This window comes from Romboutsia sp., from assembly GCF_035470145.1.
Classification (GTDB): Bacteria; Bacillota; Clostridia; order Peptostreptococcales; family Peptostreptococcaceae; genus Romboutsia_D.
Map to the genome: position 1 here is coordinate 1 of NZ_DATIRC010000101.1, position 3,949 is coordinate 3,949.

Consider the following 3,949-nt stretch of genomic DNA (forward strand, 5'->3'; position numbering starts at 1 on the left):
AAAATTTTTAATATAGACTTTAACTTATGAAAATATCGTTCTTTATTTTCCATTAGTATTGGCATATAACCTCCCTCCTTCCCAACCTGCTATTTTTATGAAACAATTCTTAAATATACTAGTAAATATATTGCACTTGTAAATAATATTATTAAAGAAAATGGTATTGAAAAAGCTATATATGATTTTAAATTATATATTTCTCTTATACGACTTTCATTTTCTTTTCCTACTTTAACTTCACTTAAAAATCTATTAACTTCTCCAAATAAAATTGGACCTCCTGTAGCTGACCATGGTAACATACTACTTCCTGCTAGTATACCTAAAGCTAGAGCTGCAAATATTAATTTGTTTTCTACTAATGGAGATAAATTTAAACAAATCGGAATAAGCGTTGCTGCAGCTGGTCCTGCTGAAAGGAATGTTGCTATTATAAATGCCATAAATAATATTGCTAGCATTATTAAATAACTATTTTGATTTGTAAGACTTATAATATATTGAGCTATTTGAGATAATACCCCCGTGTATTCTAATACTCCACCTATTAAAAATAGTGCTATTATAAAACATAAAGAGTCTAGAATTGAAAGATTATTAAGTGTATCTATTGGACTTTCTTTATGCATTATTAACCCTATACTACCAAATACTAACGATACATAAGCTATTGATATATTGTAAAATGGCCCTGCACTAACACTAGCTATATATAAAGCAAACAATACTATCATAGGTATAACTTTTTTCCAATCTATATCTGGCTTTTCTCTAAATGGTAAATATCTATTATGTTTAGCTCCTGAGCGCTTACACCATACATAAGTATAAATACATAATAAAACTGTAAATACAGCACATGGTATAAACATTTTATCTAAAAAGTCCAATAATCCAAAGTCACTATAAAGTGTAATGACTACAGCAGGAGTGTCTGACCAAGGTAGGGGAGCTCCTCCTATATTAGATGCTATTACAACACTTACAAAAAGTGGTATTATCGGTAGCCTGTATTCTACCGCTATATAAAGTAGCATATATGTGAATAATAATACTACCGTTAAATTGTTCATAAATAGTGAGCATATATACATAACTACTATTATCGTTGCAAGCAACACTGCTTTCTTTTCCTTATATGACTTTATAAATGTATGTCCTATATAATCTATTAATCCTAAGTCCTCAAAGATTTTTGTAAATAAAGATAATACAATTATCAATATTACTATTTCACTAGGAAACTTTGCAAAAGCTGCATTTACATCATAAGAACCTGTCATAGTTCCTAAAATTAGTAAAAGCCCTGACCCCATAAAAGCGATTGGAGTCCTATATTTACTAAAAAAAACCATCCCTATATATACTATTATTGTCACTAAAATTATATAATTCACATAAATTCCTCCATATATTTTTTAAAGTGTACACTAGAAATAACTAGTATACACTTTTTATTGTTAAATTATTTTAGTGATTATATTAATTAACTGTAACACTCACCTTAACTACATCAATTTCCTTTAATCCTTTAATTTTTTGTTCTTCCATTCTTATATCTTTTCCGTTTGAATTTCTAACAAGCTCAAGCTCAGCTATTAATTCATCATTTATAGTTACTCCAGGAATGTAAATAGATGCTTCAAATGGTATGGATAATGTCGTATGTCTAATAACTCCATCTATTGATACATAATTTTTCTTATCTTTTCCATCCTTGCCTTTTTCATCTTTTCCATCTTTACCTTTTTCATCTTTTCCATCTTTTCCATCTTTACCTTTTTCATCTTTTCCATCCTGACTACTTGCTTCTTCTACATTCTGACTTTTTTCTTTTTCTTCTTCTACATCTTTACCCTTTTCCTCTGTTCTATTATTATTTTTTCCCCTAAACAATCCCGAATTATTTGAAGATGCATCTGAACTTCTCACTTCTTCATAATCTTCTTCATAATCTTCTTCATTTAGCCCCATTTGTTCTTTCTGAAAATTATCAAATTTATCAAGTTCTTCTTTCTTAGTCGTAGTGTACATTATACTTTTATATATATACCCTTTCACAAGCGCAAAATCATCATGCGTTACCTCAGCAGAAAATAAGCCTACCCCATTAGTTACTTCTAGAACATCTACAACAACATCTTTTTTTGGTGGTTCAAATACTACATCAGTTTCTACAAGTTCATTGTGTTCTACTAGTGTTTTATTTTCAACATTGTCATATGGTTGTTTTTTATAATACTTATTGCTCATAATCACATCAAGCTCCCTATTTTTAATATTTTTAAAAACATCTATTAGTGTTCCTAATACATCATATTCGTCTCCATTTATTTTGACACAAATTTAGTATACTTTTTTTAATTTTAAATTCGGACTTATCTCTCTGCACTTTCCTCTTGTTTCTATACCTCCAATGCCTCCAATACCTCCAAAGGTATCTTTAGCCACATGTTTGGCATCTATAAATTCTCTTATTGAAGCTATCGAAATATTATATGATACTAAAACAGGATCTATATGATGTATCAGTATTCTATTTGGAGAACTTGCAAAATTAGCCCCTGCTTCTATAATTTCATCATAATAAGATTGACACCCTCCTGCAAATATTACTAATTGATCATAATTAGAATTATACTTTCTTGCATTTTTCACTGTTTCTATGAAATATTTAGAATTCCTATAATTTTCAATATTACTCCACGTATTATTTCCCCTCTTTAAATTGTCATGTCCTGTTATTACTAATATATCTGGGCTATATTCCTTTAATAAGTTTATTATTTGACTAGGTTGGAGTTCTTCTTTTAAATATACCCCTTGTGCTGGCACTTGCAATTTTTTATACTTTTCTAAACAGCATTTTAGGCAATAGTTATCACCATCTACATGAAGTATCTTTCCAGGTTTTTGATCTTTGGGTTCTCCTCTATTGAATTGACTTTTTGAATATCTTTCATATATAAAATTATTTATTGTATCATCTACTATTTCATTTAAGTTATATTCTTTTTCTTTGTACTCTTTAGGAGATAATACTTGTAAATCATTTATATTGGCATCTGCTATTATTCTATAAGACATCCCTTTTAATATTACTATGTCATTATTTATAGTCTCTATCTTGAAGCATATATCATTATTGTATGATTTTCTAGTAACGATACTTCCTTCTTTCATCAATATACTCTCCTTTTAGGTATCATATATAAACCTATGCTATTCTTTATTAACATATTCATATCTTTAATATACTAATTTTTATCATTATAGTAGAATAAATAACTTTATGTTACTTTATAACAAAAAAAAGACGCCTATTTTGCGTCTTTTTTATACTCATCTAAATACATATTAACTATTTTACTTACATTCTGTGACTTCATAATTTGAGACATTACAGCTACATCATCACAATAACTTAATGTTTGATGCGTGTTGTTAGGTATTATTCCTCCAAGAGCTACTATCTTTATATTAGTTATTTTCTTTGCTTCTTTTAGTATTTTCAACCCTTTAGGATTTAAATTCTTTTTACAATCTGTTTCATATATATGAGATAGTGTTATATAGTCTATTTTAATTTTCTTATCTCTTATTATTTTCTCCAGATATATTATTTCATTTATACTATGAGTTGAAATCCCTAATATTTTTTCACTGTCAAATTTGTATTCACTTCCTAATATTTGCTTAAATATTTTAAATGGAAGATGTATCCCATCTGCATTTACTTCTTCAAATATTTTAACATTACTATTTATTATCAAGTTTCCTTTAATACCATTTTTATCTAAATTATATTTTAATTTATTAAATAAAGTTTTAAGTTCATCATTATTTAAGTCTTTTTCTCTAATTATAATATTTTCTACTCCATTTGAAACAGCCTCACATATAACTTCAAAATATCTATCTTTATCGCAAAGATGTCTATTAGTTA

Annotated in this window: 4 protein-coding genes; all 4 read right to left on the reverse strand. The window is 27.6% G+C overall.

The window, feature by feature from the left end; all coding sequences use genetic code 11:
* Nucleotides 1–95: 95 nt before the first annotated feature.
* A complete protein-coding gene (locus VLM92_RS03575; RefSeq protein WP_325274979.1) occupies nucleotides 96–1,400 on the reverse strand; it encodes an SLC13 family permease in 1,305 nt (434 codons plus the stop codon).
* A gap of 85 nt (nucleotides 1,401–1,485) precedes the next feature.
* Nucleotides 1,486–2,256 carry a hypothetical protein gene (locus tag VLM92_RS03580; RefSeq protein ID WP_325274980.1) on the reverse strand — a complete coding sequence of 257 codons (771 nt, stop codon included), beginning with the start codon at nucleotides 2,254–2,256 and terminating at the stop codon, nucleotides 1,486–1,488.
* Nucleotides 2,257–2,349: 93 nt separating this feature from the next.
* Nucleotides 2,350–3,186: a sporulation peptidase YabG gene (gene yabG, locus VLM92_RS03585; RefSeq protein ID WP_325274981.1), complete on the reverse strand. Its 837-nt coding sequence runs from the start codon at nucleotides 3,184–3,186 to the stop codon at nucleotides 2,350–2,352.
* Between the two features lie 137 nt (nucleotides 3,187–3,323).
* The coding region (locus VLM92_RS03590) for a thiamine phosphate synthase (protein ID WP_325274982.1) at nucleotides 3,324–3,949 on the reverse strand (626 nt) is incomplete at its 5' end.